The sequence below is a fragment of the Chloroflexus aurantiacus J-10-fl genome, assembly GCF_000018865.1.
Taxonomy (GTDB): domain Bacteria; phylum Chloroflexota; class Chloroflexia; order Chloroflexales; family Chloroflexaceae; genus Chloroflexus; species Chloroflexus aurantiacus.
The window spans coordinates 3,813,149-3,829,847 of sequence record NC_010175.1; the positions used below are offsets into that span (position 1 = coordinate 3,813,149).

Sequence of the window (16,699 nt, forward strand, 5' to 3'; positions counted from 1 at the left end):
GCCATGTACCTTGTGGTTCAGATGTGTGAGGAGGCTCATAATGAGCGATAATCGCCGCAGTCGCATGATCACCGAAGGGCCGCAGCGCTCGCCGAATCGGGCGATGTTACGCGCTGTGGGGTTTGGCGACAACGATTTCACCAAGCCGATTGTGGGAGTGGCCAATGGCCATAGTACGCTGACACCCTGTAACGCCGGGTTGGGTGCGCTGGCTGCCCGTGCAGAAGAGGCCATTCGGGCTGCCGGTGGGATGCCGCAAATCTTCGGTACCATTACCGTTAGTGATGGTATTTCAATGGGTACCGAAGGTATGAAGTATTCGCTGGTCAGCCGTGAAGTGATTGCCGATTCAATTGAAACGGTTGTCAATGCTCAGCGCATGGACGGCATTCTGGCGGTGGGTGGTTGTGACAAGAATATGCCGGGTGCGCTGATTGCCATGGCGCGGCTGGATATTCCGGCCATCTTTGTGTACGGTGGGACGATTAAGCCCGGACATTATAAGGGGCGTGACCTGACGATTGTCAGTGCCTTTGAAGCAGTCGGTGAATACAGTGCCGGTCGCATTGATGAGCACGAGCTGCTTGAGATTGAGCGTCATGCCTGTCCTGGCGCCGGCTCATGTGGCGGGATGTACACCGCCAATACGATGTCGTCGGCAATTGAAGCCCTCGGTTTGAGTCTGCCCGGCTCTTCCACGATGGCTGCCGAAGATGAAGAGAAGGCATTGAGCGCGGCGCGGTCTGGTGAAGTGCTGGTTGAGGCGATTCGCGCCAATCGTACTGCCCGCCAGATGCTGACCCGCAAGTCGCTTGAGAATGCGATTGCGGTAGTGATGGCGCTCGGTGGTTCAACCAACGCGGTCTTGCATTTGCTAGCGATTGCACATGCCGCCGATGTCCCGCTTACGATTGATGATTTCGAGACAATTCGCCAGCGGGTGCCGGTGCTCTGCGACCTGAAACCCTCTGGCCGCTACGTGGCGACCGATCTGCACCGGGTCGGTGGGGTGCCGCAGGTGATGAAGATACTGTTGAATGCCGGCTTACTACACGGCGATTGTATGACTATCACTGGGCAGACGATTGCCGAGACGCTGGCCGATGTGCCTGATGAACCTCCGGCCAATCAGGACGTCATTCGTCCGTTCAGTCAACCAATCTATCCTCAAGGGCATCTGGCTATTCTACGCGGCAATCTGGCCGAAGAGGGTTGTGTTGCCAAGATTACCGGTATCAAGCAACGCCGTATTACCGGCCCCGCTCGGGTCTTTGATGCTGAAGAGGAGTGCCTGGAGGCTATTCTAAGCGGGAAGATTAAGGCCGGTGATGTAGTGGTCATCCGCTACGAAGGGCCAAAGGGTGGCCCCGGTATGCGTGAAATGCTGGCACCAACGTCGGCTATTATTGGGGCTGGTTTGGGTGACAGCGTGGGGTTGATTACCGATGGTCGCTTTTCCGGTGGTACCTACGGCCTGGTCGTCGGCCACGTTGCCCCAGAGGCCGCCGTCGGTGGTACGATTGCGTTGGTCGAAGAGGGTGACAGTATCACGATTGATGCCGATGCTCGTCTGCTGCAATTGAATGTCTCTGATGAAGAACTGGCACGGCGACGGGCTGCCTGGCAGCCGCGACCACCACGCTACACTCGTGGTGTTTTGGCCAAATATGCCCGTCTGGTGTCGTCGGCCAGTCTGGGCGCGGTAACCGACCGGTTTAGCGAGTAGTTGCATACCATTGCGGCAGAGGCACTGCTCTCTGCCGCAATGGCTTCATAGCCGTCATTCCTTGACCGGTGTCCAACCGATCACACCGTTTGGTGCGTAGCTCAGCAAGGGGTGCAGCGCCGGATCGGTGAGGTTTATCAGGGTTGGGGCGACGCTGCACAGCATGGGTAGGCCGAGTGCGCGCAGCCATTCATCATCATCGGCGGCAGTTGGTGGTCGTGAACCGGCGCGGTCGGTAATGATCGCCAGGTCGCAACGGTCAAACGGTAGTCCTTCCCGGATCAGGCTGTCGGTATCGAAGCCGACAATCAGGGCAGTGCAGGCAGGATCGGCCAATGCTGTGATGACTGATGCTCGATTGGCCTGGTCGAGAATGATACCTTGATGGCGAGCAGCCTGTTCGGCGATGGCCTGTTGACGGTAGCGCTCACCAGTAACCGCGATGATCAGAATCCGACCAAGACGTGACCACGGCGGTTGCAGATCGGGCGCTGCGCGTAGATCGGCAGGAGCGACAATCCAGCCCCGCTCACCCTGCCCAATCAGCAGCCTGCCATCGTCCAGGATCGTCGTTGGGATGTCTCGGTGACGGGCGTTGGCCATCAATTGCAATGCCGCCACCGGTAATGCCTGCGCCTGACGGCGGTCACGTAGTGCCAGCAACGGTTCATCGGGGTCCCAGCTCTCATCGTGGCCGAGTTCGGCGTTGATCCCGTCGACCACATACCGACAGAGTTCGGCACCAATCGCCGGTTCAGGCGTTGTGAAGAACGCACTCATCAGCATGTCGTCGTTGTCTGGTTTGGCCTCGACGTGGAGTTGTGCGATCACCAACCCAATCGCTAACGCGCCACCCTTGAGTGCCGTGCGTAGCCGATCACTGTAATCGGCGGCGGCGCCGACGCGGAGCACAACACCGGGTTGCGGACGGTAGATGTTGGGGCCATACAGGGCAGCCAGATGACGTATTCGGAGCGGTTGGGTCATAAGGGCATCCCAGATAGCGTTTCAATTAACTACCTGCAATGATAACACGTCTCCACGAGCCATACCTCGCACTGCTTCAGCAGGCAATGCTGGCAGCTACACCATCTGGATCACGAGTAGCCCTCGATCTAGGGTGTGGTGATGGCTCAAAAACACGCTGGTTGCGTGCGTGCAGTGCCTCTGACGCGCTCATCGTGGGGGTAGATCGCGACGGGTCTGTCTTGCGTGCTGCTGACGACATGATGTTCATCGCAGGTGATGCCTCGCACCTCCCGCTCCGTGATGCGTGTATTGACCTGGTCTGGTGTATTGCTGCGCTCAACCTCTTCCCACATCGCCACCTTGCGCTACGCGAAATGTGGCGTGTGCTGCGTCATGGGGGAACGCTGGTTGTTGCGAGTGCCGGTGAATACTGGGTGCGGCTGCGCAACCATCCAGCGCCGCTAATCGCTGCGCTACCTGACACGCCATTGCCACTCCCGCCCGCCGACGGCCTTGATGAAGAGTGGTTGCTCCTGATGGCGGCTGCCGGTTTCCAACCACGTCAGACACAGGCATATCTGCTGGATGGTGGCAGACTGGCGCAGGTTGCGTTGATCAATAGCGAGGCACTGACATCGTACCTTTCGCTTCCCCCGTGTGCCAGTCCGGTCGCCGATCCCGAACCGCGCCATCTCCTGATTGTGACGAGCGCCCGGAAGGGGTGAGTGTGGAATAGTTGCCTGTGTTAACAGATTGATTGCCTGGTGTACAAAACTTTACAATATGGCTTTAGAAATCATCTCACACATGCTTGTAAAAATGACTGATACTTCCTTACCGATTGGGCATCCAGAGCAGCCATATACGGTAGCTGGAGGAACGTTTTGTTACAGTTATACGAGACCAGGTTTTACACCATGTCAAATCCACCCTGTAAATCTGTCGGAAGAACTTCCTCGATTTGTAAGACTAATTTGCGCCGAAAGATACCGCGGTAGGTGTAACGCACCTTCACCAGTAAGCCATACACGGCGTAGACGATTTGTTGTCTGTTGTTGGGAAGAGGACGTGTATAATCGTAACGTCCAATGTCGGGGTGCGAGCGCAAAATCTCGATAAGTCGTTATGCGTTGATTTGTTCAGCGGGAGAAAGGGTCTGAAACTACATAGCTGCACGGTTTGTCCAGATAACATCAAGGTACATGCATTATCCTTTGAGCTGCTCACGAAGCATGATCGCGACTTCTTCCTCGCTAAGCGGTCCTTCTTCAGGATCGGGGATATACTCGATGTGAGTTGGTAAACCGTCTGGACCTGCCAGGTACAGGATAGGAGAATGTTCCTCGATGCGTGTCTCGTGGGTTATATCCGGTGATACAGGGATTGGAAGTCCCAAGAGAATGTCTGCTGCACGCTTAACACGATCTGCCGGATCAATTGCTTCATCCAACAGAATAGTAAGAACCTCTCGCACCGCACTGCGAAACTGTTGCTCCATGGGCGATAGCCTTTCATCATTGGTTTTGCAAGGTATGTTTACACACTCTGATCGACAATGCACTGTTTTCAATAGTATACCATCGAGACAACGTTTGGAACCCATTTAGTACACGTAGCCGGATTTGTCGTAAAGCAGGAGTCATTTCACACATTTTGAAAAGGGTGATGGTAAGAGTTAATCGTACCACCACCGCAACGACAGGGGGCGAGGCTACACACCCCTACAAAGTACGGTCAGAACAATCTCTTCTAAAGCATGATTGGACCGCTACCCTGTAGCGATATATTGCCTACATTCTCCCCTCTCCTTCGTCCCCTATCTTCTATCTTCTATCTTCTATCTTCTATCTCCTATCTTCTATCTCCTATCTTCTATCTCCTATCTTCTATCTCCTATCTTCTATCTCCTATCTTCTATCTCCTATCTTCTATCTCCTATCTTCTATCTCCTATCTTCTATCTCCTATCTTCTATCTCCTATCTTCTATCTCCTATCTTCTATCTCCTATCTTCTATCTTCTATCTCCTATCTTCTATCTCCTATCTTCTATCTCCTATCTTCTATCTCCTATCTTCTATCTCCTATCTTCTATCTCCTATCTTCTATCTCCTCACCCCTATCTTCTACCTCATACCATACCCGCAGCACTTCCGCTACACTCCATGCCTGGGCAAAACAGCCGCGTGGCTGGTGTGGCGGATCGCCGTCGAAAATTTCACTGATCGTCCCAACACAGCCATCGACGAGGTGATCGATCAGCGGCAAGAGAAGGCGGCGTGTGGCGTCACGGTCGCGAGTAATGCGATACCATGCGCTGGCAAAGGGGCCAATCAGCCAGGCCCAAACCGTGCCCTGATGATAGGCGGCGTCACGCGCCAGCAGCGAACCGGTGTAACGCGGTGCATAATCGGGATGATCTGGTGTCAGACTGCGCAAACCAACGCCGGTCAGAAGCGAGCGGGCACATGCCTGTACCACAGCTTCCTGCCGCTGGCGGTCAAGCGGACTGTAAGGCAGACTCACCGCAATGATCTGATTAGGTCGAAGTGTGGGGTCTACCCCATCGGGGCCATCAATCACATCGTAGAGATAGTGGCCATCGGCATACCAGAAACGGTTAAATCCGGCTTTGGTCGCTGCGGCCATCGTCGTGTAGCGCTCGTCGGCTTTACCGAGATGTCTGGCGAACGCAGCCATACTTTGCAAGGCGTTGTACCACAGCGCATTGATCTCAACCGGCTTGCCACTACGCGGTGTCACTACCCAACCGCGAACCCGTACATCCATCCAGGTGAGCTGGGTTGTCGCAGTGCCGGCCCGCAGCAAGCTATCACCGCGATCCAACCCTATTCCGTCACGGGTGCCACGGATATGCCAATCGATAATCTCTTCCAACAGCGGGAAGAGTTCGGTGATCAGGTCATCATCGCCAAAGGCAGCGTGATGGGCACGAATCGCCTCAAAAAACCAGAGCGTTGCATCGGCAGTGTTGTACTCAGGGGCGACGCCTTCATCGGGAAATCGGTTGGGGAGCATACCTTGATCAACAAAACGGGCGAAGGTGCGCAGCACAGCCGCCGCTACCTCTGGTCGTCGTGTCGGGATCGTTAACCCGGGCAGGCTGATCATCGTATCGCGTCCCCAATCGGTAAACCAGGGATAACCGGCGATAATCGTCCGTCCGCGCAGACCGGTGTCGAGTGGTCGGTCAACAATAAACTGGTCGGCAGCCAGCGCAAGCTGGTGAACCACTGGATCATCAGTCCACTCGATCCGGCTGAGCAGCTCCGCTTCGTAACGGGCACGTTGGCTCCAGGCTGCATCGGCATCAAGTGTGGCAGTCTGTTCAGTGGTAGCAACCACCAGGAGCGACTCACCGGTGCTCAACGTCACTGTAAGCCGCCCCACCCGGCGCAGATTGTCGGTAGCCGGTTGACCACGTTCATCTTCCACTGCGAGGTACAGATCGGTCAGCCATCCGCCGAGCGGTTTCCAGGACGCTCGATCACTGAGCAGACGTAAACTATGCCCACCAATCATTGGCCCGATCCGGAGACCGTTATTGATCGTCTCGACCTGAAGCGCGATCTTACCGACCTGCGCCACCGTGTGATGATCGCGTGCTGTTGCCAGGGCATCAAGGCGTATCGTCAGTGGTGCCGAGGCGCGTTGCACAGTGTAGCGAATGAAGGTGGTATTGGCACCTGGCGCCATCCAGACTCGTCGTTCAAGCAGGGCATCGGCCAGCGCATATTCCCACACCGGCGTCGTGCCGTCACGCCACCAGCGTTCGAGCCAGCGACAGGCACGCGCCGGTTCACCTACCCGACGGTGAGTTGTCAAATCGAAATGGTGGCCCAGATATGACACATGTGTATCGAGAGCAGCAAGCGTAAGGACACGGCCCAGCGGTGGTTCGAGCGCAGCAATCAGCAACCCGTGGTAGCTCCGCGTTAATGTGCCGGCGATGGTACCGGCTGCATAACCGCCAATGCCGTTCGTCACCAGCCACTCGCGGCTGGCAGCAATCATCGGTTCTGTACAGAGAGCGCGTCCAAACGTAAACACAATAGGTACTCCTGGGTACAATGCTTCCTCTTCCATGGTACACTACCTGATGGTGACGATAGGTATACCAGCGCAAAAGGGAACCTGAAAACGATGAAAGTAGCTGTTCTGGCCGATATTCACGCCAACCTGGCTGCCTTCACTGCCGTTATTGCAGATATTGACCGGTGGCAACCCGATGCGGTGATTATTGCCGGCGACATTATTAATCGTGGCCCCAACCCGCGTCCGTGCCTTGAACTGGCTCTGCGTCTACGTGCCGAGCGGGGGTGGTATGTGCTGCGGGGGAATCACGAGGGGTATGTGTTGAATTACGATCACGACCTGCGTGCGGGTCGTCCGCCACAGGGTGGGCGGCGTGCGCTATTGGGGCCGATCATCTGGACCCATCACGAAGTTGCCGATCTGCTGCCTGCTGTGGCGGCACTACCGACCAACCTTGCGCTGACAAGTCGTGAAGGCGTGGTTATGGCTTACCACGGTTCAATCCATCATGATCGTGATGGACTACTACCAACCCACGACCAGCACGAGCTGCAATCGCGCATCGATCCGCACGCAGCAGTCTTCTGTACCGCTCATACGCATATGCCATTCGCCCGTCGGGTTGGCAAGACCCTGGTTGTTAATGTCGGATCGGTCGGCTTGCCCTTCGATGGCGACTGGCGGGCTGCCTATGCCCGGTTGACCCTGGATCAGGATGGCTGGCGGGCAGAGATTGTCCGTGTGGCTTACGATCAAGCTGCCACGCTACGGGCGGCGCGAGAGCTGATGCTACCGGCTGGTGGGCCAATTGCCCACATTATGCTGCGTGAACTAGAGACTGCCCGCTCGCTGCTCTTCGATTTTGGGCCGGTCTACAACGAACCGGTGATCGCCGGCGTTATCAGTCTGGATGAAGCCGTACACCGCTTCTTAGCCGAACAGGCAGCGTAAATACAGGAAGGAACGTGCCCGTGCTTCAGGTTGTCCGCTACGACCGTGCGCCCGAACCACGTGCGGCAGTGATTGCCGCCGATATGGAAGCCTGGCTGGCCCAGGAGGGTTACGAACGCTTCTCAACCTTCGTGGTTCAGGCAGCCGGCCAATCAATGACCATCGAGGTCTTCCGCCGTGAAGGCAGTGACCCCTTTGCCCTCTACCATCCAGCATTTGCTCCCGGCGGTCTGCGCCCCACCCTCTACCTGTTGCCCAACGTCGATGCGATGGACGAATTACTTCAGCGTGCCCAGCAAATGGTCGCGACCCTGATGACCATTGCGGCGCAGCGGGGTGGTGGGTCGTAACTCGCAACTCCCATCGATCTGTGTGCTCTGTGTGTAGAACACGGATTGACGCGGATACACGCGGATAATCCGCGCCAATCCGCCACATCCGCGTTTATCCGCGTACCCTGTTTATGGTCGCAACCCTGATGACCATTGCGGCGCAGCGGGGTGGTGGGTCGTAACTCGCAACTCCCATCGATCTGTGTGCTCTGTGTGTAGAACGCGGATTAACGCGGGTTTACGCGGATACACGCGGATAATACGCGCTAATCTGCCCAACCGCGCCCATCCGCGTACCCTGTCTATGGGACACAGATTGACGCGGGTGCTCACGGATACACGCGGATAATCCGCGTTCATCCACCCAATCCGCGTCGATCCGCGTCTCAATAGCAATTGACACCAGCACAGAGCGCCTTATATAATTGCAGAGTACCGTCTGTATAATTCGGTTCCTTCACGGAGAGGAGATATATATGACGGTCGTTCCTCTCCCGCGTCCTGCGTTTCCACTGCCGCTTCCTCGTTCACCGATAACGCTGTTACCTCTTTCCCTGCTGCTTGTGCTCTTACTCGCAGCAATCCAGCCGCTCGTTGTGTTCATAGCGCCAGTGCTACCATCGACAACCACCCCGGCACTCCCCTACGCTCGCACCGATAGTAACGTCTTCATCGAAAATTGGGGGCAGTTCGACCCTGCGTTTGTGGCGATACTGATAGGCCAGGATGCCCGGCTGGCCGTGGGGCACGATGGACGATTGCACCTGCACGTGGATGGGGCAGCCCCCCTGACCTTCACTGCTGCCGGAGTGACCACCACGCCTGACGTCAGCCTGCACGGGCCACTGGCAACGACAATATCGTTCCTGACCGGTAATGATCCCAATCAGCACGTGAACGTGCCGGTGTGGGAAGTGGCACGGCTGGCGCTGACGCCAGGGGTGACGCTGGAACTGACGGTAATTGACGGGCGGTTGCGTCTGTGCGCACGTACCGCCGACCCGACGCTGCTCAACCGTGTGCAGATGCAGGTCAGCGGTGGTGAGGTAATCGGGATGGTGGATGGGGAACTGGAGGTGCAGGCCGGAGCGCACCGCCTGCGTCTGCCGCTGCTGGAAGCGGTCACACCAGCCGGTATTCCCCATCAGCAAACCTTCTCACCGGCTATCGCACCGGATGGCGTGGTACGGGCACCGGTTGGCATACCAGAAGGGATAGGCATTACCGGTCAGGCCACACCCACCCAGACCAGTGCGGCAATGCTGCTGGGAGCGAGTACGTTTGTGGGAGGAGCGGCTGGTAGCGGCGAAGACACCGCTACGGCAATGGTCATAGACGGGCAAGGGGCTGTATATGTAGCCGGGAATACCGGATCTGCCGACTTCCCCACCACGCTGGGGGCGTATGACAGGTCGTTGAATGGAGGTGATCGTGGTGACGCCTTCGTGAGCAGGTTGAGCGGCGACCTGCGCAACCTGCTTGCCGGTACCTTCCTCGGCGGGAGTGATTGGGACGAAGCCAATGATCTTGCGTTGGACGCGCAGGGGAATGTCTATGTGGCAGGAGAGACCTCTTCCACCGACTTCCCCACCACGTTGGGAGCGTATGATAGGACGTACAATGGTGATGGCAGCGATGTGTTCGTAAGTCGCTTGAGCGGTGACCTGGGCAGCCTGCTCGCCAGTACGTTTCTCGGTGGGAGTTATTGGAACTTCGCCGGCGCCCTCGCGCTGGACGGGCAGGGCACTGTCTATGTGGCAGGAGGGACCTCTTCCACCGACTTCCCCACCACGTTGGGAGCGTATGATAGGACATACAATGGTGGTAGCAGCGATGTGTTCGTAAGTCGCTTGAGCGGTGACCTGAACAGCCTGCTCGCCAGTACCTTCCTCGGTGGGAGTGCTTGGGACTCTGCCACCGCCCTCGTGCTGGACGGGCAGGGGAATGTCTACGTGGCGGGGGAGACTGGGTCTGCTGACTTCCCCACCATGGCGGGAGCGTATGATGGGTCTTATAATAGTGGTGACAGGGATGCATTTGCGAGCAAGTTGAGTGGTGACTTGGGAAGCCTGCTCACCAGTACGTTCCTCGGCGGGAGTGATTGGGACGTCGCCACCGCCCTCGCGCTGGATGGGCAGGGCACTGTCTATGTGGCGGGGTATACCTCTTCCACCAATTTCCCCACCACGTTGGGAGCGTATGATAGGACGTACAATGGTGGTAGCAGCGATGCGTTCGCGGGCCGCTTGAGCGGCGACCTGGGCAGTCTGCTTACCAGTACCTTCCTCGGCGGGAATGACTCTGAATACGCCCTTTCCCTCGCGCTGGACGGGCAGGGCGCTGTCTATGTGATGGGGGAGACCGGTTCTACTATCTTCCCCACTACGGCGGGGGCGTATGATAGAGTGTACAATGGCGGTTACAGAGATGCGTTCGTGAGCCGCTTGAGCAGCAACCTGGGCAGCCTGCTCGCCAGTACCTTCCTCGGCGGGAGTGGTTGGGACGTCGCCATCGCCCTCACGCTGGACGGGCAGGGCACTGTCTATGTGGCGGGGTATACCTCTTCCACCAATTTCCCCACCACGTTGGGAGCGTATGATGGGTCTTACAATGGTGGCGACAGGGATGCATTCGCGAGCAAGTTGAGTGGTGACCTGGGCAGTCTGCTTACCAGCACCTTCCTCGGCGGAATGTTTGGGAATGGAAATGATGTCGCGAACTCGTTAGCGATCAGCAGCCAGGACACTGTCTATGTGGCGGGGTGGACTGGTTCTGCCAACTTCCCCACCACAGCAGGGGCGTATGATGGGGTGTTCAATAGAGGTTTCAGAGATGCGTTCGTGAGCCGCTTGAGCAGCGACCTGGGCAGCCTGCTCGCCAGTACGTTCCTCGGTGGAAGTGATTGGGACGTCGCCACCGCCCTTGTGCTGGACGGGCAGGGGAATGTCTACGTGGCGGGAGAGACCTGGTCTGCCAACTTCCCCACTACGGCGGGGGCGTATGATAGGACGTACAATGGTGGTGCCAGAGATGCGTTCGTGAGCAAGTTGAGCGGCAACCTGGGCAGCCTGCTCGCCAGTACGTTCCTCGGTGGGAGTGATTGGGACTCTGCCACCGCCCTCGCGCTGGACGGGCAGGGGAATGTCTATGTGGCGGGGGATACCTATTCCACCGATTTCCCTACCACGGCGGGGGTGTATGATAGGGCGTACAATGGTGGTGGCAGCGATACGTTCGTGAGCCGTTTAAGCGGCGATCTGGGAGGCCTGCTTGCCGGTTCCTTCCTCGGCGGGAGTCTCCCCGACAGTGCTACCGCCCTCGCGTTGGATGGGCAGGGGAATGTCTATGTGGCGGGATGGACTGACTCTGCTAACTTCCCTACTACGGCGGGGTCGTATGATGGGTCGTTCAATGGTAGCGATGGGTTCGTGAGTAAATTGAGTGGTGAGCTGCGCAGCCTGGTTGCCAGCACCTTCCTTGGCGGGAGCATTGATGAAAGCGCTACCGCTCTCACACTGGACGGGCAGGGCAATGTCTATGTGGCAGGAGAGACCTCTTCCACCGACTTCCCCACCACGTTGGGAGCGCATGATAGGACGTACAATGGTGGTGGCAGCGATGTGTTTGTAAGTCGCTTGAGTGGTGACCTGGGCAGCCAACTCGCCAGTACCTTCCTCGGCGGGAGTGATTGGGACTCTGCCACTGCCCTCGTGCTGGACGGGCAGGGGAGTGTCTACGTGGCGGGGGAGACTGGGTCTGCTGACTTCCCCACCATGGCGGGGGCGTATGATGGGTCGTACAATGGTAGTGGTGACACCTTCGTAAGCAGATTGAGCGGCAACCTGGGTGGCCTGCTCGCCAGCACCTTCCTCGGCGGGAGTGCTTGGGACTCTGCCACCGCGCTCGCGCTGGACGGCCAGGGCACTGTCTATGTGGCGGGGTATACTGAGTCTAATAACTTCCCCATCACGGCAGGGGCGTATGGTGGGGTGTACAATGGTGATAGGGATGCGTTTGTCAGCAAGCTGGTCTTCGCCTTCACCAAAACCAGCTCGGCTGTCAGTACCACTAATCAATCCATCAATCTCACCCTCCAGTGGCAGTCGGCAGGGGCCACGGTTCATCACTATCGCTACTGCCTGGATACTAACCCTGGCTGTACGCCGACAACCAATGTGGGTGCCAACACCAGTGTGACCGTTGCCGGCATCACCCCCAACACAACTTACTATTGGCAGGTGCGGGCCTGCGCCGATAGCGACTGTGCAGTGTTCATTGATGCGAACAATGGGCAGCACTGGTCACTTAAGACATCTTTCATGATATATCTAACATTTGCTGCTCGATAGCTTTTAGTGGTCCCAGAAGTGCATAATCGTGATGGGTTTCATCGGCACATTATGGCAATGATCTTGTGAAGGTAAGGACACGGAGCACAGGAGTCAACCTGTGCTCCGTCGTTTATAGCCAATCCGCCCAATCCGCGTCCATCCGCGTACTCTGTTCAATAGAACACGGATAAACGCGGGTTTACGCGGATACACGCGGATAATCCGCGCCAATCCGCCCAATCCGCGTCCATCCGCGTACTCTGTTCAATAGAACACGGATAAACGCGGGTTTACGCGGATACACGCGGATAATCCGCGCCAATCCGCCCAATCCGCGCATATCCGCGTACCCTGTTCATGGAACACGGATGCACGTGGGTTTACGCGAATACACGCAGATAATCCGCGCCAATCCGCCCAATCCGCGTCCATCCGCGTACCCTGTTCAATAGAACACGGATGCACGCGGGTTTACGCGAATACACGCAGATAATCCGCCACATCCGTGTTTATCCGCGTCCTTATTTTCACTTCACCCGCAGCGGTGTAGTCGCTTCGAGGGCAGTGATCAAGTCGCAGAGGAAGGCGTTAAACGGTGTTGGTACACCAAGCCGTTGCCCTTCGCGCACAATTGCCCCGTTAATCGTGTCAATTTCGGTTGGCGCACCACGTAGTACATCCTGAAGCATTGATGAGCGATTCGTTGCCGTAGCCCGCGCAACTGCCAGCGTTTCGGCTACCGGGTCGCTCAATCCAATCGTAATTCCGGCGGCACAGGCTACAGCGACCGCCTCTTCCACCGCACGGCGCACCAGTTTTTCTGCAGCCGGGATGTTCGCCAACGCTCCGTTTGGCACCCGCAGTAGAGCCGTTAACGCATTGATCCCGGTATTGACGATCAATTTGCCCCATACCAGACTTGCCAGATCGGTTGAGACACCCGCCGGTAATGAACTGGCGCGAAAGGCATCGGCGACGGCGTAGGCTAATTGCAGCGAGGGGGTTGCGGCAAATGTCGTGGGGCCACGACCGGCCATCCGCACGTGTCCAGGCGCCAGCAAGGTCGCACCAATCGTGGTCACCCCCTGCCCGACCCGTTGTGTTCCCAACCGGCTGGCGAGTCGTTCGGCGTTGCCCAGACCGTTTTGCAGCGTGTAGGCAACGCCGTTCGGTTGTACTATCTGTGCGGCAATCTCAGCAGCCCAGGGCGTTTGGGCTGCTTTGACCGTAATCAGGGCAACCTCAACCGGTTCAAGGTTGTCAGCGCTGGTCGTAGCCGGTAACAGACGCACCTGCTCTTGATCGTCAAAGCTACAGCGCAGGCCATACTCGTTAATTGTGTTAACGTGCTCTTCCCACGGGTCTACCAGCGTGACGGCGTGATTGGCTGCCAGATGGAATCCAATCACGCTCCCCAGGGCACCGGCGCCGATAATCGCGATCTTCATAGGAATTACCTCTGGTATACTATTCTCACAACCATGGTAGCACGGCAACTGAAAAGGTGCTTTATGAAGCATGTCTGGAAATGGCTGATTGCTGGTTCCCTGTTATGGCTGGTGGCCTGTGGTGGTATCGCTTCCCCTCCCACTCCTACCCCAACTCCTGACCCACGCGCACTGGCGGCTGCTATCGGACAGGCGACGCAGAATAGTCAGAGTGCTCATTTCCGTATTACCCTGAGTGGCAAGCCGGTCGCGCTCGATGCCGGTGGCGTGACTATTCTCAACAGCATCGAAGGTGATTTGCGCCGTCCTGACGCGGTTCTCTCCATTCTCAACATCACCCTTGGCAGTGCAATTGGCGAGATTCGCACCGTCTCGCTGGCCGGTAAACAGTACGCTACCAACCCGATTACCCGCCAGTGGATGTGCTTGCAGGCCGGTTCAACCTTCGATCCGGCAGTGCTGTTCGCACCTGAGATCGGCATCGAAGCGCTGCTGGCGAACGGCTTTACCGATGTGACGCTCGTCGGGATTGAAGAGTTGAACGGTCGACCACATTACCATCTGCGGGGAACCCTGCCTGCCGATTTGTTGCGTGCGATTAGCCTCAACCTCCTGGGCGCCGGGCCGGTGACCACCGATCTCTGGGCGGATCAAGAGACGCTGCGCGCCAGTCGCGTGGTACTGGTCGATACAGCCACTGACGCCAGTAGCCCCACCACCTGGACGCTTGAGTTCAGTGACTATGACAAAGCGGTTGATGTTCGTGAACCGGTGCAATGTCCATGAAAAATCCTGCCTTGACAACGGTTGAAACCCGTCCGGTCGATCCACGGCTGACCCTGGGGCTGGTCTGTCTGGCAATCTTCATCGGCGCAGTTGACCTGACGGTGATCAGTGCTGCGTTACCGAAGGTCATGATTGACCTGCGTCTTTCCCTGGATACGGAGTTGAATCGGGCTTCCTGGGCGGTGAGTGGCTATTTGCTGGCCTACACGGTGAGTATGACCTTTATGGGTCGGCTGTCTGATCTGTTTGGCCGGCGAATGGTGTATCTGATCTGCCTGGTCGTTTTCCTCATCGGTTCAGCCTGGGTGGCAGCCGCGCCGAATCTGACGATGCTGATTATCGGACGGGTGATTCAGGCGTTTGGGGCCGGAGCGATGGTGCCGGTCTCGATGGCCCTGGTTGGCGATCTCTTCCCGCCAGGACAACGGGCAGCCGCGCTCGGTCTGATCGGTGCCGTTGATACCGCCGGATGGATGGTCGGGCATCTCTACGGCGGCGTGCTTATGCGCATCTTTGACGACTGGCGGCTCCTGTTTTGGCTCAACCTGCCTATTGGTCTGGTCGCCCTGGCATTGACGTGGTATGCGCTGCGTCAGGTGCCGACCCCGCCGCGGGTCGGGCGTTTCGATTGGCCGGGCACGCTGTTGTTGAGCGCTAGCCTCGTTGCGTTGAATATCGGTCTGGCTGCCGGGAGCGAACTAGGCGCGACCGATTTCTACGGTGAGCGCCTGGGACCACCGCCCTACGCCGGGCCGCTGGTGATAGTGTCCCTGCTGTTGCTGGCACTCTTCGTTTGGGTCGAGCGCCGTAGTGACGATCCGCTGATTGGCCTGGAACTGTTCACCCACCGTCATACCGCGATGGCCTGCGTGATCAACGTGATGGTTGGGTTCGGACTGGCAATTGCGATCACGAATGTACCTCTCTACATCAACACCCGTTTGTTGCTGTACCATCCGACCGATAGCGACATTCTCCGTATCGCCGCCTGGGATGCCGGCTGGATGCTATCAGCATTAACCCTGACAATGGCGGCTGCTGCACTCCCCGGCGGACTGCTCACCGGGCGGTTTGGAGCACGGTTGCCGGCAATGTTGGGCTTAGGACTGGCTATCATTGGCTATGGCCTGATGGCGTTTTGGGGGCCGGACGCGACCTACCTGCGGATGGGTCTGGAACTGGCGTTGACCGGTATTGGTCTGGGCCTGGTGATTGCGCCGGTCGCCGACACAGTGATTGCCGCTGCCGGTGAAGATCGTCGCGGTGCAGCCTCGGCTCTGGTGATCGCCCTGCGTCTGGTGGGCATGACGGTGGGTGTAGCAATCCTCACCCTGTGGGGCGTTCATCGCCAGGACGAGCTGCGGCGGGCTGGCGCTGACAACCCGCTCGCTGTCACCGAGCCGGCTCGTTTTCTGATGGAGATTGCGGCACGGGTCATCGGGGAGACATTTCTCTTCGGGGCAGCAGCATGCCTGGTTGGCCTCCTGGCCGCCCTGGTAATGCGAGAGGTATCCGGGCGCCGAACATAGATGTGAATTCGTGGTATCATCATCCCATGGTGCCATTTGCTCCGTAAGGACACACTCAATGCACGATGAAGAGATCCAACGTCTCATTAACCAGTATTTGCCGATTGAAGTGCGGGCCGGGCTGCCTGACATTCGCCGGTATAGTGATGAATTGCTGATCATTCTCCACATTAGCCGTCCGGCTGAAGACATTCCACTCTTGCGTGAGCAGACGCGCCGTCAGCGGATGCGCATTGCCCGCGAAATCGAACGCCAGACCGGTCTGCCGGTGGCCTGGGGGATGCGATCTGCTGATCACGAAGTGCTCTTTACCACACGCACAGTACCGGTCATGACCCGTCTTGGTCGTGCCGAGCGTGAATTGCTCGATCTGCTGGTTGCGGTTGGGATTGCCGATACGCGCAGCAGTGCACTCGCCTACATTGCACGTGCCTTTGCCTACGAACATCGTGAATGGCTGGCCGAAGCCCGCCTGGCCGTTGGGGAAATGGCTCGCGTGCGGGCGCGCCTGCACCTGCAACCACGCTCTGGGCCGCCGGTTGTGCCGCCGGAGCCAGGCGATGACGCTTGACA

13 protein-coding genes are annotated in these 16,699 nt (G+C 57.8%); 8 read left to right on the forward strand and 5 right to left on the reverse strand.

From position 1 onward, the window contains the following. The first annotated feature begins 40 nt into the window (after positions 1–40). Positions 41–1,726, forward strand: a complete 1,686-nt coding sequence (ilvD, locus tag CAUR_RS14970) for a dihydroxy-acid dehydratase (RefSeq protein ID WP_012258705.1) — start codon at positions 41–43, stop codon at positions 1,724–1,726. A 54-nt stretch (positions 1,727–1,780) separates the two neighbouring features. On the opposite strand, the gene CAUR_RS14975 is transcribed toward ilvD, so the two are convergent. Continuing rightward, positions 1,781–2,713, reverse strand: coding sequence for a DUF4938 domain-containing protein (locus tag CAUR_RS14975; RefSeq protein WP_012258706.1), 933 nt, complete (start codon positions 2,711–2,713; stop codon positions 1,781–1,783). A 38-nt stretch (positions 2,714–2,751) separates the two neighbouring features. On the opposite strand from CAUR_RS14975, the gene CAUR_RS14980 reads away from it, so the two are divergent. Further along, the gene (locus CAUR_RS14980) at positions 2,752–3,420 is read left to right on the forward strand and encodes a class I SAM-dependent methyltransferase (protein ID WP_012258707.1); all 669 of its coding nucleotides are present in this window, start codon (positions 2,752–2,754) and stop codon (positions 3,418–3,420) included. 185 nt (positions 3,421–3,605) lie between these two features. Here CAUR_RS14980 and CAUR_RS14985 read toward each other — a convergent pair whose 3' ends face one another. From CAUR_RS14985 to CAUR_RS14995, 3 genes are all read right to left on the reverse strand, one after another. Further along, on the reverse strand, positions 3,606–3,803 hold the full coding sequence (locus CAUR_RS14985) for a hypothetical protein (protein WP_157866454.1): 198 nt from the start codon (positions 3,801–3,803) through the stop codon (positions 3,606–3,608). Between the two features lie 99 nt (positions 3,804–3,902). Continuing rightward, positions 3,903–4,193 carry a hypothetical protein gene (locus tag CAUR_RS14990; RefSeq protein WP_012258708.1) on the reverse strand — a complete coding sequence of 97 codons (291 nt, stop codon included), beginning with the start codon at positions 4,191–4,193 and terminating at the stop codon, positions 3,903–3,905. A gap of 591 nt (positions 4,194–4,784) precedes the next feature. Further along, positions 4,785–6,764 carry an amylo-alpha-1,6-glucosidase gene (locus tag CAUR_RS14995; RefSeq protein ID WP_015909312.1) on the reverse strand — a complete coding sequence of 660 codons (1,980 nt, stop codon included), beginning with the start codon at positions 6,762–6,764 and terminating at the stop codon, positions 4,785–4,787. A gap of 93 nt (positions 6,765–6,857) precedes the next feature. On the opposite strand from CAUR_RS14995, the gene CAUR_RS15000 reads away from it, so the two are divergent. From CAUR_RS15000 to CAUR_RS15010, 3 genes are all read left to right on the forward strand, one after another. Continuing rightward, on the forward strand, positions 6,858–7,700 hold the full coding sequence (locus CAUR_RS15000; protein ID WP_012258710.1) for a metallophosphoesterase family protein: 843 nt from the start codon (positions 6,858–6,860) through the stop codon (positions 7,698–7,700). A 20-nt stretch (positions 7,701–7,720) separates the two neighbouring features. Next, on the forward strand, positions 7,721–8,050 hold the full coding sequence (locus CAUR_RS15005) for a hypothetical protein (protein WP_242604941.1): 330 nt from the start codon (positions 7,721–7,723) through the stop codon (positions 8,048–8,050). 458 nt (positions 8,051–8,508) lie between these two features. Further along, positions 8,509–12,381: a beta strand repeat-containing protein gene (locus CAUR_RS15010; RefSeq protein ID WP_012258712.1), complete on the forward strand. Its 3,873-nt coding sequence runs from the start codon at positions 8,509–8,511 to the stop codon at positions 12,379–12,381. Positions 12,382–12,890: 509 nt separating this feature from the next. Here CAUR_RS15010 and CAUR_RS15015 read toward each other — a convergent pair. Continuing rightward, on the reverse strand, positions 12,891–13,811 hold the full coding sequence (locus CAUR_RS15015; RefSeq protein ID WP_012258713.1) for a ketopantoate reductase family protein: 921 nt from the start codon (positions 13,809–13,811) through the stop codon (positions 12,891–12,893). 63 nt (positions 13,812–13,874) lie between these two features. On the opposite strand from CAUR_RS15015, the gene CAUR_RS15020 reads away from it, so the two are divergent. From CAUR_RS15020 to CAUR_RS15030, 3 genes are read left to right on the forward strand one after another with little or no spacing between them, the layout of a single operon-like run. Next, positions 13,875–14,597: an LppX_LprAFG lipoprotein gene (locus CAUR_RS15020; RefSeq protein ID WP_012258714.1), complete on the forward strand. Its 723-nt coding sequence runs from the start codon at positions 13,875–13,877 to the stop codon at positions 14,595–14,597. Next, entirely contained in the window at positions 14,594–16,126 is a 1,533-nt protein-coding gene (locus CAUR_RS15025) for an MFS transporter (protein ID WP_015909313.1), read from the forward strand. The genes CAUR_RS15020 and CAUR_RS15025 overlap by 4 nt, the downstream gene beginning before the upstream one ends. 58 nt (positions 16,127–16,184) lie before the next feature. Next, positions 16,185–16,697, forward strand: coding sequence for a hypothetical protein (locus CAUR_RS15030; RefSeq protein ID WP_012258716.1), 513 nt, complete (start codon positions 16,185–16,187; stop codon positions 16,695–16,697). The last annotated feature ends 2 nt before the right edge of the window (positions 16,698–16,699 follow it).

What these genes read in the sequence shown, in the direction of transcription:
- CAUR_RS14980 (WP_012258707.1), top strand. Translation starts at nt 2,752, where the DNA reads ATGATAACACGTCTCCACGAGCCATACCTCGCACTGCTTCAGCAGGCA.
- CAUR_RS15015 (WP_012258713.1), bottom strand. Translation starts at nt 13,811, where the DNA reads ATGAAGATCGCGATTATCGGCGCCGGTGCCCTGGGGAGCGTGATTGGA.
- ilvD (WP_012258705.1), top strand. Translation starts at nt 41, where the DNA reads ATGAGCGATAATCGCCGCAGTCGCATGATCACCGAAGGGCCGCAGCGC.
- CAUR_RS15025 (WP_015909313.1), top strand. Translation starts at nt 14,594, where the DNA reads ATGAAAAATCCTGCCTTGACAACGGTTGAAACCCGTCCGGTCGATCCA.
- CAUR_RS14975 (WP_012258706.1), bottom strand. Translation starts at nt 2,713, where the DNA reads ATGACCCAACCGCTCCGAATACGTCATCTGGCTGCCCTGTATGGCCCC.
- CAUR_RS15030 (WP_012258716.1), top strand. Translation starts at nt 16,185, where the DNA reads ATGCACGATGAAGAGATCCAACGTCTCATTAACCAGTATTTGCCGATT.
- CAUR_RS15000 (WP_012258710.1), top strand. Translation starts at nt 6,858, where the DNA reads ATGAAAGTAGCTGTTCTGGCCGATATTCACGCCAACCTGGCTGCCTTC.
- CAUR_RS14990 (WP_012258708.1), bottom strand. Translation starts at nt 4,193, where the DNA reads ATGGAGCAACAGTTTCGCAGTGCGGTGCGAGAGGTTCTTACTATTCTG.
- CAUR_RS15020 (WP_012258714.1), top strand. Translation starts at nt 13,875, where the DNA reads ATGAAGCATGTCTGGAAATGGCTGATTGCTGGTTCCCTGTTATGGCTG.
- CAUR_RS15010 (WP_012258712.1), top strand. Translation starts at nt 8,509, where the DNA reads ATGACGGTCGTTCCTCTCCCGCGTCCTGCGTTTCCACTGCCGCTTCCT.